Annotated in this window: 14 protein-coding genes; 6 read left to right on the forward strand and 8 right to left on the reverse strand. The window is 63.9% G+C overall.

Annotated elements, in window-relative coordinates; all coding sequences use genetic code 11:
* Positions 1-21 precede the first annotated feature (21 nt).
* Complete coding sequence (locus tag GWE18_RS18090; RefSeq protein WP_275187060.1) at positions 22-1,650, forward strand: thiamine pyrophosphate-dependent enzyme; 1,629 nt, start codon at positions 22-24, stop codon at positions 1,648-1,650.
* Positions 1,651-1,790: 140 nt separating this feature from the next.
* Here GWE18_RS18090 and GWE18_RS18095 read toward each other — a convergent pair whose 3' ends face one another.
* The 5 genes from GWE18_RS18095 to GWE18_RS18115 form a co-directional block, all read right to left on the reverse strand.
* Positions 1,791-3,029, reverse strand: a complete 1,239-nt coding sequence (locus GWE18_RS18095) for an MFS transporter (RefSeq protein WP_275187061.1) — start codon at positions 3,027-3,029, stop codon at positions 1,791-1,793.
* Positions 3,030-3,219: 190 nt separating this feature from the next.
* A complete protein-coding gene (gene alkB, locus GWE18_RS18100) occupies positions 3,220-3,873 on the reverse strand; it encodes a DNA oxidative demethylase AlkB (RefSeq protein WP_275187062.1) in 654 nt (217 codons plus the stop codon).
* Between the two features lie 12 nt (positions 3,874-3,885).
* A complete protein-coding gene (locus tag GWE18_RS18105) occupies positions 3,886-4,626 on the reverse strand; it encodes a 2OG-Fe(II) oxygenase (protein WP_275187063.1) in 741 nt (246 codons plus the stop codon).
* Positions 4,627-4,814: 188 nt separating this feature from the next.
* Positions 4,815-5,501, reverse strand: a complete 687-nt coding sequence (locus GWE18_RS18110; RefSeq protein WP_275187064.1) for a DUF2848 domain-containing protein — start codon at positions 5,499-5,501, stop codon at positions 4,815-4,817.
* On the reverse strand, positions 5,494-6,843 hold the full coding sequence (locus GWE18_RS18115; protein WP_275187065.1) for an amidase: 1,350 nt from the start codon (positions 6,841-6,843) through the stop codon (positions 5,494-5,496). Before GWE18_RS18115 ends, GWE18_RS18110 begins: the two co-directional genes overlap by 8 nt.
* Positions 6,844-7,094: 251 nt before the next feature.
* On the opposite strand from GWE18_RS18115, the gene GWE18_RS18120 reads away from it, so the two are divergent.
* The 4 genes from GWE18_RS18120 to GWE18_RS18135 all read left to right on the forward strand — a co-directional run bounded on the left by GWE18_RS18120 (position 7,095) and on the right by GWE18_RS18135 (position 10,993).
* On the forward strand, positions 7,095-7,508 hold the full coding sequence (locus tag GWE18_RS18120; protein ID WP_275187066.1) for a Zn-ribbon domain-containing OB-fold protein: 414 nt from the start codon (positions 7,095-7,097) through the stop codon (positions 7,506-7,508).
* A gap of 5 nt (positions 7,509-7,513) precedes the next feature.
* On the forward strand, positions 7,514-8,653 hold the full coding sequence (locus GWE18_RS18125; RefSeq protein WP_057849243.1) for a thiolase: 1,140 nt from the start codon (positions 7,514-7,516) through the stop codon (positions 8,651-8,653).
* A 105-nt stretch (positions 8,654-8,758) separates the two neighbouring features.
* Complete coding sequence (locus GWE18_RS18130; RefSeq protein WP_275187067.1) at positions 8,759-9,673, forward strand: SDR family oxidoreductase; 915 nt, start codon at positions 8,759-8,761, stop codon at positions 9,671-9,673.
* A gap of 153 nt (positions 9,674-9,826) precedes the next feature.
* Positions 9,827-10,993 carry an SMP-30/gluconolactonase/LRE family protein gene (locus GWE18_RS18135; protein WP_275187068.1) on the forward strand — a complete coding sequence of 389 codons (1,167 nt, stop codon included), beginning with the start codon at positions 9,827-9,829 and terminating at the stop codon, positions 10,991-10,993.
* 169 nt (positions 10,994-11,162) lie between these two features.
* Here GWE18_RS18135 and ppc read toward each other — a convergent pair whose 3' ends face one another.
* The 3 genes from ppc to GWE18_RS18150 all read right to left on the reverse strand — a co-directional run bounded on the left by ppc (position 11,163) and on the right by GWE18_RS18150 (position 16,668).
* On the reverse strand, positions 11,163-13,955 hold the full coding sequence (gene ppc, locus GWE18_RS18140; protein WP_275187184.1) for a phosphoenolpyruvate carboxylase: 2,793 nt from the start codon (positions 13,953-13,955) through the stop codon (positions 11,163-11,165).
* 230 nt (positions 13,956-14,185) lie between these two features.
* Entirely contained in the window at positions 14,186-15,730 is a 1,545-nt protein-coding gene (locus tag GWE18_RS18145) for an acyl-CoA synthetase (RefSeq protein WP_275187069.1), read from the reverse strand.
* A gap of 122 nt (positions 15,731-15,852) precedes the next feature.
* On the reverse strand, positions 15,853-16,668 hold the full coding sequence (locus tag GWE18_RS18150) for a crotonase/enoyl-CoA hydratase family protein (protein WP_275187070.1): 816 nt from the start codon (positions 16,666-16,668) through the stop codon (positions 15,853-15,855).
* A gap of 100 nt (positions 16,669-16,768) precedes the next feature.
* Here GWE18_RS18150 and GWE18_RS18155 point away from each other — a divergent pair, with 100 nt between their 5' ends.
* Complete coding sequence (locus GWE18_RS18155; RefSeq protein ID WP_275187071.1) at positions 16,769-17,641, forward strand: SDR family oxidoreductase; 873 nt, start codon at positions 16,769-16,771, stop codon at positions 17,639-17,641.
* The last annotated feature ends 36 nt before the right edge of the window (positions 17,642-17,677 follow it).

The raw sequence follows: 17,677 nt of genomic DNA on the forward strand, positions 1-17,677 counted from the left end.
CGCAAGCGAGTGGACAGTACGATGAAATCAACTTCCGGCGGCGAAGCGATCGTCAATAGTCTCGTCGCGCATGGCGTCGACACCGTGTTCGGCCTGCCCGGCGCGCAAATCTATGGCTTGTTCGACGCCTTTCATCAGGCGCAGTTGAAGGTGATCGGCGCACGCCACGAGCAGGCCTGCGGCTACATGGCCTTCGGCTACGCGCGGTCTTCGGGGCGGCCCGGCGTGTTCAGCGTGGTGCCCGGCCCCGGCGTGCTCAACGCGGGCGCGGCGCTTTTGACCGCATTCGGCTGCAACGAGCCGGTGCTCTGCCTGACCGGCCAGGTGCCGACGTCCTTTCTCGGCAAGGGCCGCGGCCATCTGCACGAGATGCCGGATCAGCTCGCCACGCTGCGCACTTTCGTCAAATGGGCCGAGCGCATCGAATATCCCGACGTGGCGCCGGCCATGGTGTCGCGCGCGTTTCAGGAGATGCTGTCGGGCCGCCGCGGTCCCGTGTCGCTCGAAATGCCGTGGGACGTGTTCACGCAACGCGCGCAGGTCGGCCCTGCCCAGATCTTCGACACCCTCCCCGCGCCACAGCCCGACCCTGACCGCATCAAGGCTGCGGCTGCGCTGATCAACGATAGCAAGCGGCCGATGATCTTCGTCGGCAGCGGCGCAATCGATGCCGCTGAGGAAATTCTCGAACTCGCGGAAATGATCGACGCGCCCGTGGTGGCGTTCCGCAGCGGTCGCGGCATCGTCTCCAATGCGCACGAACTCGGGCTGACCATGGCGGCGGCCTACAAGCTCTGGCCGAATACCGATCTGATCATCGGGATCGGCACCCGCATGGAGCTGCCGACCTCCGGTTTCCGTTGGCCGTACCAGCCGAAGGGTTTGAAATCCGTTCGCATCGATATCGATCCCGTCGAAATGCGCCGGGTTTCGTCCGACGCTGCCATCGTCGCGGACGCCAAGGCGGGCACGGCCGATCTGGTGGCGGCCGTGAAGAAGTCCGGCTACAGCAAGACCAGCGGCCGCCGCGCCGAAATCCGCGAGGCTACGGCAGTGGCGCAGCAGGAGATCCAGAAGGTTCAGCCGCAGATGGCGTACCTGAACATCCTGCGCGAGGTGCTGCCGGCCAACGCCATCGTCACCGACGAGCTGTCGCAGGTCGGCTTTGCCTCCTGGTACGGCTTTCCGGTCTACGAGCCGCGCACTTTCATCACCTCAGGCTATCAGGGCACGCTCGGCTCGGGCTTCCCCACCGCGCTCGGCGCCAAGGTCGCCAATCCGGACCGGCCAGTGGTCGCGATCACAGGCGATGGCGGCTTCATGTTCGGCGTGCAGGAACTGTCGACCGCCGTGCAGTTCAAGATCGGCGTGGTGACGCTGGTGTTCAACAACAACGCATATGGCAACGTGCGCCGCGACCAGCGCCAGCATTTTGACGGACGCGTGGTGGCGTCCGACCTGGTCAATCCGGATTTCGTGAAGCTCGCGGAATCCTTTGGCGTCGGCGCCGCGCGCGTCACCTCACCGGATCATTTCCGTCCCGCGCTGGAAAAGGCGCTGGCCGACGGCGGACCCTACGTGATTTCGGTGGAGGTGCCGACGGATTCGGAAGTCTCACCGTGGGCGTTCATTCATCCACCGAAGCCGTGATCTAGGCACGTCGTTCCGGGGCGATGCGAAGCATCGAACCCCAATGTGCAATTGCACATTGTGGAACCTCGAGATTCCCCGATGCGCAATTGCGCATCTGAGGTCTGGTCCTTCGGACCATCCCGGAATGACGACAGAGGTTAAATCGGCTTCTCCGCCAAACTCCGCTGCATCCGTGACGCCGCAACCACCAACAGGCCTGCGCCGGCGACCGACCAGCAAGCGACAGGGGCCCACTGCAACAGCGGCGCATATTCCGGCAGCTTCTGCAGGCCGCCTGCGACCGCCGCCATCCGCGCAAAGGTCGCGAGCGCGAGCGCTGAGAACACCAGCCCCACCACCTTACCCTCGGCACCGGTTTCGCCGATCGCGAGCGCCGCGGAGACCGCGGCCATCAGCATGCAGCCCCACGCGGCGCCAGCGATGAACTGCGCCACAATCAGCATGTTGAGATTGCCGGCCACTTCCGCGCCCAGCACGGCCAGCGCACCGAGCAGGCCCGCAGCGCCCATCACGACCAGCCCGCCACGGTGCTTGACGACGGCACTCGCCGGAAACATCGCGATGTTGAAGCCGATCCAGAACACCGGCATCAGCCATTGCAACTCTTCCGGCTTGGCGAAACGCAGGAAGAACGGCGTGCTGTTGATGGAAAAATGCAGTTGATAACCGAGCGACAGGATGACCATCGAGGCGATGAAGAACATCGGCACCGGGCCCAGCGATTTTGCAGGCGCCGCCGGTTGTTTCGCGACAGATGGCGCCTGCGCCAGATCACGTTCGACCTTCGACAAGGCTAGCGTGGTGAGCAGCAACACAGTGCCTGAAATCACAAAAGGCAGCCGCGGATCGTGATTGCGCAACACCACACCCAGATAGGGTGATACCGCGCCCGCCAGACCATAGCCGAGCATCGCCAGCGCCGACAAAAACGGGATCGCCGGCCGCGCGCCGTATTTGCCTAGTAGCGTCAGCGGCGGCGCGCGCAGGGCCGAAGACGTCACAACCCAGACCAGGATCAGTCCGATGAACCAGACCTGCGCGGCCGGCCCGGTGCCGGCCACGAACGGCAGCGCGACAAAGGCCGCGCAGGAGATTGCGGTCAGGCCGCCGACGAACACGCCGAGCCGGCCGACAAACGGCGCGATCTTGTCGGCGGCAATTCCCATCGCGGTGTCGGTGACCGTGAAGATCGCCTGATCCAGCATCAGGATCAGGATCACGGCCGATGGCGCAATTCCGACGTCGGCGCACAGTTTTGGCAGGTAGATGACGTAAGTGGTCCAGCCCAGCGTGAACACGAGTTGCAGCACGGCGAGATAGACGCCGGTGCTGTTAGCGCTGGTGCTGGTTTCGGACTTGATGTCTGTGGCGGTCATGTTTGCCCCCGGCAGAGGGAGCATAGACCAGAGAATATGCGGATGGAACGCCTCTTCCCTTCTCCCCTTGTGGGAGAAGGTGGATCGCTGACGCGCAGCGGCAGCGAGACGGATGAGGGGTCTGTCTCCGCGGAGAGAACCCCTCATCCGGCGCTGCGCGCCAGCTTCTCCCACAAGGAGAGAAGGAAGATCACCGTGCTTTGCGAAAAGTCAGATTGATGCGCTGGCGGCCCATCAGCGCATGCTCGCCCTCGGCCAGCGGCGCCACACCGTGAAAGAACAGCCGCGATGGGCCGCCCCACACCACGACGTCGCCATGCTCCAGCCGCTGACGCGCAGGCTTGTCGGCGCGCTTCAAGCCGCCGAACAGGAAGATTGCGGGCAGCCCCAGTGACACCGACACGATCGGCGCGGCAAAATCCTGCTCGTCTTTGTCCTGATGCAGCGACATCCGCGCACCGGGCGCATAACGGTTGATCAGGCAGGCGTCCGGCGCAAAACCGTCGAAGCCGCCCGCTGCGGCTGCCTGCTCCGCCAATTGACGAAACACAGCCGGCATCGCCGGCCATGGCCGGCCGGAGTTCGGATCGATGCCGTCATATCGATAGCCGCTCGGATCGGTAACCCAGCCCGCGCTGCCGCAATTGGTCATCGCGACCGACATCTGGTGACCGCCAGGGGTAACCATGCGCCGGAACGGCGCCTGTGCGATGACCTCGCGCAGCGCCGCGGTGACCTCACCTTCAAACGGCTTGGCGAAACCTCGCAGCAGCACCGCGCCCTCGGCCATCGCTTCGCGCGGCGGGCGCACATCAGGAGCAGCGTCGAACAAATCTGCAGTCAACTCAGTTCGCACTCATTTGGCATCGTGAAAGATCACGCCGACGGTGTGACGATGGCCGGAACGGATCCGGCTGACGCCGTGGCGCAGATTAACGCGGTAAGGCCCGCGCGTCCCCTGCACCGGCCGGTGATGCACAGCAAAGGCAACCGCATCGCCCTGCCTGAGCGGGACCACCTCGGGCCGTGACTGCATCCGCGGCCGCTGCTCGGTCAGCACGAACTCGCCGCCTTCGAAATCGCGCCCCGGCTCCGACAGCAGGATCGCGACCTGCAGCGGAAACACATGCTCGCCGTAAAGGTCCTGATGCAGGCAATTGTAGTCGCCCTCGCCATATTGCAGCAGCAGCGGCGTCGGCCGCGTCTGCCCGGCGTCGTGGCAGCGCTTCAAGAATACCTCGTGCCGGTCGGGATAGCGGATGTCGATGCCCATCGCCTCGTTCCAGCGGTTGGCGACACTGCACAGCCGCGCATAGAGCACAGGCCGCAGTTCCGCGATCAGCTTCGGCAGTGGATATGTGAAGTATTTGTATTCGCCGCGGCCGAAGCCGTGGCGGCCCATCACGATCCGGCTGCGGAAGTTCGCGTCGTCAGGATAGAGCGCCGCCAGCGCGTCGCATTCTTCCGGCGACAGCAATCCCTTCAGGACGGCGCAGCCCTGTGCGTCGAGGTCAGCGGTCGCCGGGGCCCAGTCGATGGCGTCGACGCGGGCGGCGATGGTGGGCAGACGGTCGATATTTCTTGCGGTTGCTCTCATAGCGCGGAGTCTCGCAATCAGGCCACAACAAAACCACCCGATTTCCGTTTCTGACGTCGTCCCTGCGAACGCAGGGACCCATAACCACAGGTCATCGTGGTTCGCCGGGCTGTGGCTCCAGTCCGCCACAACAACGAACAACGGTGGTTATGGGTCCCTGCGTTCACAGGGACGACAAGTGGAGAAATCTAACCCAACACCGGCATCGTGATCACATCATAGCCGTGGCTGATCTTCCGCTTCAGCACGGGGTCCTCGAGCTCGAACTCGAAGCGATCAGCTGGGCGAATGCCGCCCTTGGCGGCGAAGGTGCCGCCGAACATGGCGCAGCCGTCAGGAAGGCCCTTGCCGCCGAAGCCGCGCTCGATCAGGTCGTTCACCGGCAGCATCGCATCAAGCGTGCCTTCCTGGTACAGCACGCGCGCGCCGCCGATCACGGCCCAGGAGCGCAGGATCAACTTGTCCCAATGCGCGATGACCTCATCCAGCTCCCACAGCACCGAGGCTACCGGCTTGTCACACATCTGCTTGGAGACGGTGACGCTGTAGCTCTCGACCTTGCGATCGGTGTGGTCGGAGCCGCAGCCAACGAAGATGCGGCCCTGCCAGCCGATCAGCACGAACTCGACCTCGCCGCTGGAATTTTCGCCGCAGACCTCGATGCGGTCGTCCTGCGTAATCCGCCGCGCCGAGCAGCGGTAGTAGATCGGCGTCGAAGCTGGCCGCGCGATGCCGAGCGCTTCGAGCTCGGCGATGTGCTTGTCGCGCGCCACCGGATCGCGGCCGGTCCAGCCGGCGATGACGGCCTGATCGATCGCGAGCGTCAGCGGCGTCAACATACCCTTGTCGTCGACGTTGAAGGTCAGATCAAACACGGATGATATCCTCCATTCCGGCGGCGAGTTCGAAGATGCGGCGGTCCGATCCCCCCGCTGCCGCGAGCATCAGCCCGACCGGCATGTCTCCTTCGCGGTGCGCCGGCAGCGAAATCGCGCAGCCGTCGAGCATGTTGATCAGCGTGCAGTTGCGCAACGACCGCAAATTCTGCCTGGCGAAGGCCTGGTCGTCGGCGAGGTCGGCGATGACAGGCGGCGTGTTTGATGTGGTCGGCAGCACCAGCGCGTCATACGGCGCGATGCGCTTCTCGGTCCGCGCAATGAACGCGCGGCGCGCACCGACGATATCAATATAGTCGGCCGCGCTGATGCTTTCGCCGCGCAGGATGCGGACGCGAACGCGCGGGTCGTAGACATCTCCCTTGCTCGTGAGCAGATAACGGTGCCAGGCGTAGCTTTCCGCGGCGGCAAAACCGCCTTTGCTGTTCATGACGCCGACGTCATGGAATTCCGGCACCTCGATCCGCTCGATCGACGCGCCCTGCCGCGACAGCGTCGCCAGCGCACGCTCGAATGTTTTCGCGACCTCGTCGTCGAGATCGTCGAGTGCGATCGTGGTCGGCACCGCGAGCCGCATGCCCTTGACGGCGCGCGGCTGCAACGGCTGCACGGCTTCATCGGCCAGGACGGCATCCAGCACCGCGCAGCAGCCGACCGAACGTGCCAGCGGTCCAAAACTGTCGAGCGAAGAGGACAGCGGCACGCCGCCGTCGAGCGGCACCCGGCGTTGCGTCGGCTTGTAGCCGACGATGCCATTATAGGCCGCCGGAATCCGGCAGGAGCCGCCGGTATCGGTGCCGAGCGCACCATGGGCCATCCGATCGGCGATCGATACCGCCGCGCCCGAGGACGAGCCGCCGGGGACATGGCCGACGCCGCGATTGAAGACGCTCTTCGGCGTGCCGTAATGCGGATTGATGCCGATGCCGGAATAGGCGAACTCGGTCATGTTGGTGCGACCGATCACGATGAAGCCGGCACGGCGGAGCCGCGCCACCACAGGCGCATCGGCTTCGGCGGGAGCCGAATCCTCCAGCGCGCGCGATCCTGCGCGGGTCACCTGCCCCTTGATGTCGAACAGGTCCTTGATCGAGACGGGGATGCCGGCATAGGGCGATGGCGCGGCGTTGGCTTTACGCAGATGATCCATCGCATCGGCTGCTGCGATCGCGGCGTCCTTGTCGACGTGGATAAAGGCGCGCGCGCCCTCGCCGGCTGGATCGGCAATTTTGGCGAGACATTCCTCGACCAGTTTGCGCGCGGTAGTGCGTCCGGCATCGAGGTCGGCGGCGACGCTGGCGAGCGTCGGATGGTTCGGCATGGCTTTCTTGTTCGCTTCCTTTGGCGTCACTTGTGTCTGAAGCGAGCCTGATGACGAAAAATGCAGTCGGCAATTTGCCGTGGGGCGGACTATCTCCGATGATACGCTGGCATACAAGCGCCCTCACGCGGAGGAATGCGGCCATGCAATCGCCGTCGTCGCTGAGCCGTTGACGGGCAACTGCCAAATGTCGCATCAAGACCGCAAGCAAGCGGGCAGACGCCCGGCTTCCCCGAGGAGAAATTGCCGATATGGCCGAGCCCGCCCGCGCGAGACCAAAGCCCACACCTGAAACCCAGCATTTCTGGGACGGAACGCAGGCCGGCGAATTGCGCCTGCAGCGTTGCGACGTCTGCGCCAATGTCTATTTCCCGCCGCGGCCGTTCTGTCCCTCCTGCGCCTCGCGCAAGGTGAGTGTGTTCAAGGCCAGCGGCAAGGGCAAGCTCTACAGCTACGTCATCAACCATCGCCCGGCGGCGCCCGGCTTTACCCCGCCTTACGCAATCGCGGTCGTCGAACTCGACGAAGGCCCGCGCATGATGAGCAACATCATCGACTGCCCGCAGACGCCGGAGGCGCTGGAGCTCGACATGAAACTCGAAGTCGCGTTCGAAAAGCTCGACGACAAGATCACCCTTCCCATGTTCCGTCCGGCGAAGGGCTAAGCACCATGCGCAGAAACCAGGTCGCCGTCGTCGGCGCTGCCGAGACCACCGAGCTCGGCGTCATCCCGAACGTGTCGCAGATCCAGCTCCACGCGGATGCGGCGCTCAACGCCATTGCCGATGCCGGGCTGAAATTGTCCGATATCGATGGCATCGCCACGGCGGTGGAAACCCCGCAGCAGATCGCCCATTACCTCGGCATCACGCCGACCTGGGTCGACGGCACTTCCGTCGGCGGCTGTTCGTTCATGCTGCATGTCCGCCATGCCGCGGCCGCGATCGAGGCCGGCCTCTGCAAGACCGTGCTGATCACGCATGCCGAGAGCGGCAAGTCGATGATCGGCAAATTGCCGCGCTCGATCCCCGCCGATAGCTTGCAGGGCCAGTTCGAGGCGCCGTTCGGCATCTACGGCCCGCCCAGCATGTTCCCGATCCCCGTGCTGCGCTACATGAAGACCTACGGCATCACCCATGAGCAGATCGCGATGGTCGCCGTGGTGCAGCGGGAATGGGCCGCGAAGAACCCTCGCGCGATGATGAAGGACCCGATCACGGTCGCCGACGTCCTTAACTCGCGGATGATTGCCTATCCCTTCCGCCTGCTGCAATGCTGTCTCGTCACCGACGGCGGCGGCGCGCTGATCCTCACCTCCGCCGACCGCGCCAGGGACTTTCCGAGAAAGCCGGTCTATATTCTCGGCACCGGCGAGAGCGTGGAGACGCCGATGGTCAGCCAGATGGAGACGTTCAACTCCTCGCGCGCCTTCAAAGTCGCCGGCCCTACTGCCTTCAAGGAGGCCGGCATCACCCACAAGGACGTCGATCATCTGATGATCTACGACGCCTTCGCGCATCTGCCGCTTTATGGGCTCGGCGATCTCGGCTTCATGCCGCACGAGGAGACCGGCAAGTTCATCGCCGACGGCAACACCCGCCCCGGCGGCAAGCTGCCGCTCAACACCAATGGCGGCGGCCTGAGCTACATGCATTCCGGCATGTACGGCATGTACGCGCTGCAGGAGAGCGTGCGGCAGATGCGCGGCATTGCGCCGGCGCAGGTCAAGGACGCGAAGATTTCGGTCTGCCACGGCGTCGGCGGCATGTTCGCCGCAAGTGGCACGATCATCTTTACGAACGAGAAGTAACACCCTGTCATTCCGGGGCGCGCGAAGCGCGAACCCGGAATCTCGAGATCCCGGGTCTGGTGCTTCGCACCATCCCGGAATGACGGGCACAACCGGAGCAACACAATGGCAAAATCACTGCAAGACAAAGTCATCATCGTCACCGGCGCAGGCCGCGGCATCGGGCGTGAAATCGCGCTGCTCTGCGCCGCCGAAGGCGCCAAGGTCGTGGTCAACGATCCCGGCGTTGCCGCGGACGGCGCCGGTTCGAGCGCTGCGCCCGCCGAGGAGGTGGTCGAGGAGATCAAGAAGCGCGGCGGCACCGCGGTCGCCAACTTCGAGTCGGTGGCGGAAGCGATCCCCGCGAGCAAGATCGTGAAGACGGCGACCGACCATTTCGGCCGCCTCGACGGCGTCGTCAACAACGCCGGCATCCTGCGCGACATGATCTTCCACAAAATGAGCGTGGAAGCGTTCGAGGCCGTCATCAAGGTGCACCTGATGGGTTCGTTCTACGTCTCCCACGCCGCGGCGCGGCTGTTCCGTGAGCAGGAGAGCGGCTCCTTCGTGCACTTCACCTCGACCTCCGGCCTGATCGGCAATTTCGGCCAGGCCAACTACGCCGCCGCCAAGCTCGGCATTGTCGGCCTGTCGAAATCGATCGCGCTCGACATGGGCCGCTTCAACGTACGCTCGAACTGCGTCTCGCCCTTCGCCTGGACCCGCATGATCGGCACCATCCCGACCGAGACCGAGGCCGAGAAGGCGCGCGTGGCCAAAATCCAGCAGATGGGACCGGAGAAGATCGCGCCGATCTGCGCTTATCTGCTCAGCGATGCCGCCAAGGACGTGACCGGCCAGATTTTCGGCGTGCGCATGAATGAGATCTTCCTGTTCAGCCAGAATCGTCCGCTGCGCTCGGTGCAGCGGAGCGAAGGCTGGACGCCGGAAACCATCGCCGAGCACGGCATGCCCGCGCTCAAGGGATCGTTCTACAAGCTCGACCGCTCGGCGGACATTTTCCCCTGGGATCCGATTTGAGAATGCTCTTGGTCGTCCCTGCGAATGCAGGGACCCATACGCCGCGGCCTATCCGTGGAGCGATGAGATAAATTATTTCCACCACAGCCCGCCCGCTTTATGCCGGAATGCGGGCTGATGTTTTCCTCCCAACAAAAAACATGGGAGGAAATCATGACAACCTCGTTGACCCTTTCCGATCCCCAGCACCAAGGCGGCGGTGTCGACCGCCGCAAGATATTGACAGGCGCAGCGGCGCTTGCCGCCTCGGCCGTGACGATGAAGACGGCTTCCGCGGCCTCCGTGGCACCGCTCGGCCAGACCGGCGCGCCGACCACGGCAACGCAGCCCCTGCCGCTCGGCCCGCTTCCCGGCGCCCGCTATCCGGATTCCCGCCTGGAGTCGATGAAGAAGCCCAAGGTCTCGTTCGGGCCCACCGGTTTCCCGGCCTTCGCGGGCACCATGGCGGTCGAGCGCGTCGCAACCGGATTCCGTTGGGCCGAAGGCCCGGTCTATTTCGCAGCCGGACGCTACGTGCTGTTCTCCGACATTCCCAACAACCGCATCATGCGCTTCTCGGAAGATGACGGCCATCTCAGCGTCTACCGCCAGCCGTCGATGAACTCCAACGGCAACACCATCGATCGCGAAGGACGCCTGATCACCTGCGAGCATTCCGGCCGCCGGGTAACCCGGACCGAACTCGACGGCTCGATCACGATCATCGCCGACAAGTACAATGGCAAGAAACTGAACTCGCCGAACGACGCGGTCGTCGCGGCCGACGGTTCGATCTGGTTCTGCGACCCAGCCTACGGCATCGGCGGCTTTTACGAGGGCATCAAGGCCGAGCCCGAGCAGGAAAAGAAAAATGTCTACCGGGTGGATCCGAAATCCGGCGACATCAAGATGGTGGTCGATGACTTCGTGCAGCCGAACGGCCTTTGCTTCTCGCCTGACGAGAAGAAGCTCTATATCTGCGATACCGGCTTCACCGACGGACCGGATAACCCGTCGCATATCCGCGTGTTCGACGTCGATCTCGCGGCCGGAAAGCTTTCGAACAGCAAGGTCTTTGCGGACATGCCCAAGCCCAGCATTACCGACGGGCTGCGCTGCGACACCGCCGGGCGTCTTTGGTGCTCCGTGGGTTGGGGCGATCCGAACGAAGACGGCGTGCGCTGCTACACTCCTGACGGCGATCTCCTCGGCAAGATCCACATACCGGAAACCGTCGCCAATTTGTGCTTCGGCGGTCAGCAGCGAAACAGACTTTATATCTGCGGCTCGTCATCGCTCTATGCCGTCTACACCAGTGCGCAGGGCGCCATGAAGCCGTGAGAAGCTGGGAGGCAGCAAATAGGCCTTACTCGTCGCCCCCGCGAAAGCGGGGGCCCATAACCACAGGGCGTCGTTGAAGGAGAACGGCATCTCCCACCCTGCTTATCGAGAGATCACGCGGTATGGGTCCCGGCGTTCGCCGGGACGACGGTGGGGGGAGCAGCGTCCCTCACCCGCTATTCCGTAGCCCCGCCGAAATGCCATTGATGGTGAGCTGAATCCCGCGCAGCACCTGCTCGTCCGGGTTCTGCGCGCGGTGCTCCTTCAACAGTTCGACCTGCACGTGGTTGAGCGGGTCGAGATAGGGGAAGCGGTTGCGGATCGAGCGTTCCAGCAGCGGGTTTCCCTGCAACAGCCGCTCATGCCCCATGATGTCGAGCAGCGACTCGATCGAGGAATGCCATTCGCGCCGGATGCGCCCAAAGATACTCTCGCGCAAGGCGACATCAGGCACCAGCTCGGCATAGCGCGAGGCGATCGCGATCGAGCTCTTCGCCAGTACCATGTCCATGTTCGACAGCAGCATGCGGAAGAACGGCCATTCGCGGTAGAGTTCCTGCAGGAACGGCATGCCCTGCTCCGGATGCTCCGCAATCCAGGTCTCTACCGCCGAACCAAAACCATACCAGCCCGGCAGCATCAGCCGGCATTGCGCCCAACTGAACACCCAGGGAATGGCGCGGAGGTCCTCGATCTCGCGGGTCTTCTTGCGCGACGCCGGGCGGCTGCCGATGTTGAGCGTCGAGATTTCGGTGATGACGGTGGAGCCCCAGAAATAATCGGCAAAGCCTTCGGTCTCGTAGACCAACCCGCGATAGGCCATGAAGGCCAGCGCGGACAATTGCTCCATCGCAGTCAGGTATTCCTTGCGCGGCGCGCTTTGCCGCGGATGCAACAGGCTCGCTTCCAGCGTGGCGGCAGCGAGGATTTCCAGATTGCTGCGGCCGACCTCGGGGTTGGAGTATTTGCTGGAGATGATTTCGCCCTGCTCGGTGATGCGGATCTGGCCGTTCACGGCGCCCCCGGGCTGCGCGATGATGGCGTCATAGCTCGGCCCGCCGCCGCGGCCGACCGATCCGCCGCGCCCGTGAAACAGTCGCAGCCGGACGCCGTGGCGCTCGAACACGTCGACCAGATCGATCTCGGCCTTGTAGAGCTCCCAGCCCGAGGTGACAAAGCCGCCATCCTTGTTGCTGTCGGAATAACCGAGCATTACTTCCTGGACGCCGCCGCGGCTGTCGACCAGTTTGCGGTAATCGTGCAGCGCCAGCATCCGGTCCATGATGCGGGACGACGCCTGCAAATCTCCGATCGTCTCGAACAAGGGCACGATGTTGATCGCACTACGGCCGGAGGGATTGACGAGCCCTACCTCCTTCAGCAAAAGCGCCACCTCCAGCATGTCAGACATGCCCTTGCACATGGAGATGATGCATTGGGGGATTACATCGGCACCGAATTTGGCGTGCGCCTCGGCGGCGGCGTGAAATACCGCGAGTTCACCCAGCGTTTCCTCGCTGTACTTGACGAACGGCGATGCAAGCGGCCGCGCATTGCGCAACTCGTTCGCCAGCAGCGCAACGCGCGCTTCCTCGCCGAGCGCGAGATAGGACATTCCGGGCGTCGCGGCATCGAGCAATTCGGCCACGGTGCGTTCATGCACGGCCGAATTCTGTCGCATGTCGAGCCGGGCGAGATGGAAGCCGAAGCAGTCCACGGCCCGGCGGAGCAACCGCAGGCGCCCGCGCGCGATCACGCCGGAATTGTTCGCAATCAGGGAACGATCGAGCACGTCGAGATCGGCCTTGAATTCCTTCACGCTTGCATAAGGCGCAGCCTCGCCGACCGGTCGGCGGGTGGTCTCGACCTCCAGCCGCACCGCCGTCGCCGTCAGCCGGGCATAGATGCCCGACACCGCCAGGCGATAGGGTTCACCGCTCCGATGCGGCGAGGTGTCGGGCGAGCGTCCGGCCAGCGCGCGCAACTCGTCGGAAATGTCGGCGAGGTGCGCCGCCAGCGACAGTTCCGAGCCAAGGACGTGCAACTCCTCGAGATAAAAACTCATGACCCGGCTCGACTGCAGGCGCAGCGTGCCGCGCATGACGTCGGCAGTGACGAACGGATTGCCGTCTCGATCGCCGCCGATCCAGCTTCCCATGGTCAGGAACGAGGCCAGCTCGCCCGGCGCACCGCCCTCCTCCTGGTTCAGCCGGTCCTCCAGCGCGCAATGCAGCCGCGGTACCTCGTGCAGGAAGGTGTAGTCGTAGAATGAGAGTCCGTTGGCGACCTCGTCGAGCACGGTCAGCTTGGTCCGGCGCAACAGATTGGTCTGCCACAGCGTCAGTACGGCGCGGCGCAATTGCTCGTCGCAGGCTTCGGCTTCTTCCGGGGTGAGCTGCACCCGTTCGCGCCGGTCGAGCAGCGCCGCGATCTCCATTTCGCGGTCGATCGTGCTCTTGCGGCGGACCTCCGTGGGGTGCGCGGTCAATACCGGGCTGACGAGCGCACCCTTGAAAAAACGCCGCAAATCAGCGGCACTGAAGCCGGCCGTCTTGGCATGTGACAACGTCTGCGTCAGCAGGCTCGGCCGCGGCCCGCCGGGACCTCGACCGCGCATCTGGCGGATGTTGTTCTGGTCCTCGGCGATGTTGGCAAGATGCGAAAAATAGCTGAAGGCGCGGACGATCCGCAGGGTGTCACTGGTCGACATGCTGTCGAGTATGGTCTCGAGTTCCCGCCGCGCCAGCTTGTCCTCGTCGCGATGGAACCTGATCGAGGTCTGCCTGATACGTTCGACCAGGTCGAAGACGTCAGCGCCTTCCTGGTCCCGCACGGTGTCGCCGAGAATCCGCCCGAGCAGGCGGATATCGGTCCGCAGCCGCGCATCTTCCTCCAACGCCAGCGCTTCGTCGCTGCGATTGGACCGGACGTCGGTCTGGGACGGCATGGTCTGGGAAGACACGATCTGGGAAGACATGGGCTGGCTACCTCAGAAACTGTCCGGCGATTCCGAGTGTGCAAGTTTTCTGCCGCAGTGCAAGATAAAGATGGAGGCGGCCTCTCTTCGTCGTCCCTGCGAACGCGGGGACCCATACTCCGTGTCCTCTCTCGTGACACGCTGGGGAGAGAGACCTTTCGTAAGCCCCACGGCCTGTGGCCATGGGTCCCTGCTTTCGCAGGGACGACAGCAAGCTAAATCTTCCGTCCCGCCCGCTCCCAATAGGGATCGCGCAGGCGGCGCTTGAAGATCTTGCCGGAGTCTTCCCGCGGCAGGTTGGACTGGATCTCGATGTGTTTTGGCACCTTGTAGTCGGCCAGCGAGACCTTGAGCTGGCTGCGGATGGACGCAAGATCGAGCGTCACCGCCGGCTGCGGCTCCACCACAGCCATCAGCGCCTCGCCAAATTCCGCATCGGGAATGCCGAACACGGCGCAGTCATGCACGCCTGGAATCGCATGCAGCGCGGCCTCGATCTCGGCCGGATAGATGTTGACGCCGCCTGAAATCACCATGTCGCGCTTGCGGTCACAGATGAAGACATAGCCGTCCGCATCGATGTATCCGACGTCGCCCGAGGTGATGAACCCCTCGCGATCGATCTCGGCGCGCTTTTCCGGCTTGTTGTGGTAGGTGAAGTCCGGATTACCCGCGATACGCGAATAGATTTCGCCGATCTCGCCCTGCGGCAACAGCCTTCCGTCGTCGCCGATAAAGCGCAGTTCCGCGCCCGGAGCAATCTTGCCGACGGTGCCGGGCTTCTTCAGCGCATCCTCGGAAGTGGCAAAGGTGACGGCGCCTGACTCGGTCGAGCCATAGAATTCGTAAATGATCGGCCCCCACCATTCGATCATCGCGCGCTTGACGTCGGCCGGACAAGGCGCAGCGGCATGGATGACGTGGCGCAGGGATGACATGTCGTACTTCTTGCGGACCTCCTCCGGCAGCTTCATCAGGCGGATGAACATGGTCGGCACCATGAAGATGGTGTCGATCTTTTCGCTCTCGATCACGCGCAAAAACTCTTCCGCGTCGAAGCGCGGCATGATCACGAGCGCACCACCGAGGCGGCCGGCACGCAGGCCGAACGAGTTCGGTGCGGAATGATAGAGCGGTCCCGGAAGCAGCGCGCGGGCGCCCGGCTTGAGGCCGTAGATCAGGCTGCGCATGCGTTCGGCATTGGCGCTCTGCTCCGGCGTCGGCGCAAAGCGCCGTACGCCTTTGGGGTGCCCCGTCGTGCCCGACGTGTAGATCATGTTCTGCGGCTGCGGCACTGCCGGCCCGTCATAGCGCGGGTGCTGCGCGAGCCAGGATTCGAAATCGATCGCAAAGTCGGGCGTCGCGAGATGATCGGGGTTGATCTTGTAATGGCTGAGGATTTCCGGCGGCGTCGGCACGCTGAGTGCGGTGACGCCGCCCGGGATCGCTTCGCGCAACTGATGCAGCATGTCGGCATGCGCGATCAGCACCGATGTGCCGGAATCCTTCAGCACATAATTGATTTCTTCCGGCTTGAAGTGCCAATTCACCGGCACACCGTAGGCGCCGAGCCGCATGGCCGCATAAGCCGCCTCGATGAAGGCGATGTCATTACGCATCAGCATCGCGACGCTGTCGCCCTGCTTGACGCCGAGCTTTTGCAGGCCGGTGGCAATGCGGTCGACGCGATCGGCGACTTCTGCATGGTCGCGCCGGCGCGGGCCGCTGATGATGCCGAGGAAGAGTTGGGAGGCGGGCATTGTCTCTTTTCCGATCTGTTGCCGGGTTGTGACCGTCATTCCGGGGCGATGCGAAGCATCGAACCCGGAATCTCGAGATTCCGGGTCTGGTCCTTCGGACCATCCCGGAATGACGACGGAGGCTACCCCACATCCACAAACCGCGGCGCCCGCTTTTCCATATTGGCGCGTACCGCCTCGGTCTGGTTGGGGCTGCCGAGCAGCTTCTGCTGCTCGACGGATTCGGCCAGCAGCGCCGGAGCCGGATCGACAGACAGTTTGTTGAGCATGCGTTTGGCGGCGCGGATCGCATCGGGGCTCTTGCCGGCGATTTCGCGCGCAACCTCGTAAGCCGCGGCACGCGGGTCGTCGCAGATCCGCGTCGCGAGACCATAGCCCATGGCTTCCTGCGCCGAGAAGATGCGGCCGGTGTAGGTGAGTTCGCGCAAGATGTCGTCACGGACGAGGCTTGCGAGGATCGGCGTGCCGGCCATGTCGGGCACCAGGCCCCATTTGATTTCCATGATCGACATCCGCGCGTCTGGCGTCAGGAAGCGCATGTCGGCGCCGAGCGCGAGCTGGAAGCCACCGCCGAACGCCACGCCCTGGATTGCAGCAATCACCGGCACCGGAAGCTGGCGCCAGCCCCAAACCGCAGCTTGCGGAAAGTTCGCAACACCATGCGTGCGTGCAGTGAGGTCACGCTTCTCGCCACCGGCGACCCCGTTACCGCCATTCTCCTTCATCGCCGCAAAGCGTCCCATATCGAGACCGGCACAGAACGCCCGCCCCTCCCCGGACAATACTACCGCCCGGACACCTTTTTCATGAGCAAGCCGTTCAGTTGCGGCCACCAGCGCCTCAAACATCGCGGCATCGAGCGCGTTCATCTTGTCGGCCCGCACCAAGCGGACATCGGCAATGCCGTCCGAAATCGAGATCGCGACGCGTTGCTCCATGATAAATCCTCCACACTTTCTTTCTTGACGCTTTACAGAAAGGCTGTTGTCCGGTTTTAGTCAATCGACCAATTAACAGACAATCCCGTGGGTGGAAACGATGTTCAACGATCAGCTTCTCGTCGGGCGGCGCATTCTCGTGACCGGAGGCGGCACCGGCCTCGGCAAGTCCATGGCCGCACGGTTTCTTCAACTGGGAGCCGAGGTCCACATCTGCGGCCGCCGCAAAATCGTATGCGACGAGACCGCGACCGAATTGATGGACCTGCACGGCGGACGTGTGATCAGCCACGGCGTCGACATCCGCAATGCGATGGCCGTCGACGAAATGATCGAGCAGATCTGGACCGAAGGTCCCCTCACCGATCTCATCAACAACGCCGCCGGCAATTTCATCTCGCGTTCGGAAGAGCTGTCGCCGCGCGGCTTCGATGCCGTCGCCAACATCGTGATGCATGGCACCTTCTACGTCACGCACGCGGTAGGACGGCGCTGGATCGCCGCCAAGCAGCGCGGCAATGTGGTGTCGATCACGGTGACATGGGTGCGCAACGGCTCGCCCTATGTGGTGCCGTCGGCGATGAGCAAATCGGCGATCCACGCCATGACCATGTCGCTTGCGGTCGAATGGGGCAAACACGGCATCCGCCTCAATACGATTGCGCCGGGCGAAATCCCGACCGAGGGCATGAGCAAGCGCATCAAGCCGGGCGACGAGGCCGGTGCGCGCACGCGGGCGCAGAACCCGATGGGCCGGGTCGGCACCATGGAGGAATTGCAGAACCTCGCCGTGTTCCTGATCTCCGGTGGCTGCGACTGGATCAACGGCGAGACCATCGCCATGGACGGCGCGCAGGCGCTCGCGATGGGCGGCAATTTCTACCAGCTGCGCGACTGGAGCGACGACGACTGGAACAACGCGCGCGAGTCGATCAAGGCGCAGAATGAGAAGGACCGCGCCGCGCGGGGTTAGGTTGTCGTCCCTGCGAAAGCAGGGACCCATAACCAC

The organism is Bradyrhizobium sp. CSA112, assembly GCF_029051645.1.
Classification (GTDB): Bacteria; Pseudomonadota; Alphaproteobacteria; order Rhizobiales; family Xanthobacteraceae; genus Bradyrhizobium.

Coding starts and splice junctions, on each gene's coding strand:
- GWE18_RS18095 (WP_275187061.1), bottom strand. CDS start 3,029: ATGACCGCCACAGACATCAAGTCCGAAACCAGCACCAGCGCTAACAGC.
- GWE18_RS18145 (WP_275187069.1), bottom strand. CDS start 15,730: ATGCCCGCCTCCCAACTCTTCCTCGGCATCATCAGCGGCCCGCGCCGG.
- GWE18_RS18115 (WP_275187065.1), bottom strand. CDS start 6,843: ATGCCGAACCATCCGACGCTCGCCAGCGTCGCCGCCGACCTCGATGCC.
- GWE18_RS18120 (WP_275187066.1), top strand. CDS start 7,095: ATGGCCGAGCCCGCCCGCGCGAGACCAAAGCCCACACCTGAAACCCAG.
- GWE18_RS18155 (WP_275187071.1), top strand. CDS start 16,769: ATGTTCAACGATCAGCTTCTCGTCGGGCGGCGCATTCTCGTGACCGGA.
- GWE18_RS18130 (WP_275187067.1), top strand. CDS start 8,759: ATGGCAAAATCACTGCAAGACAAAGTCATCATCGTCACCGGCGCAGGC.
- GWE18_RS18105 (WP_275187063.1), bottom strand. CDS start 4,626: ATGAGAGCAACCGCAAGAAATATCGACCGTCTGCCCACCATCGCCGCC.
- GWE18_RS18125 (WP_057849243.1), top strand. CDS start 7,514: ATGCGCAGAAACCAGGTCGCCGTCGTCGGCGCTGCCGAGACCACCGAG.
- GWE18_RS18090 (WP_275187060.1), top strand. CDS start 22: ATGAAATCAACTTCCGGCGGCGAAGCGATCGTCAATAGTCTCGTCGCG.
- GWE18_RS18150 (WP_275187070.1), bottom strand. CDS start 16,668: ATGGAGCAACGCGTCGCGATCTCGATTTCGGACGGCATTGCCGATGTC.
- GWE18_RS18135 (WP_275187068.1), top strand. CDS start 9,827: ATGACAACCTCGTTGACCCTTTCCGATCCCCAGCACCAAGGCGGCGGT.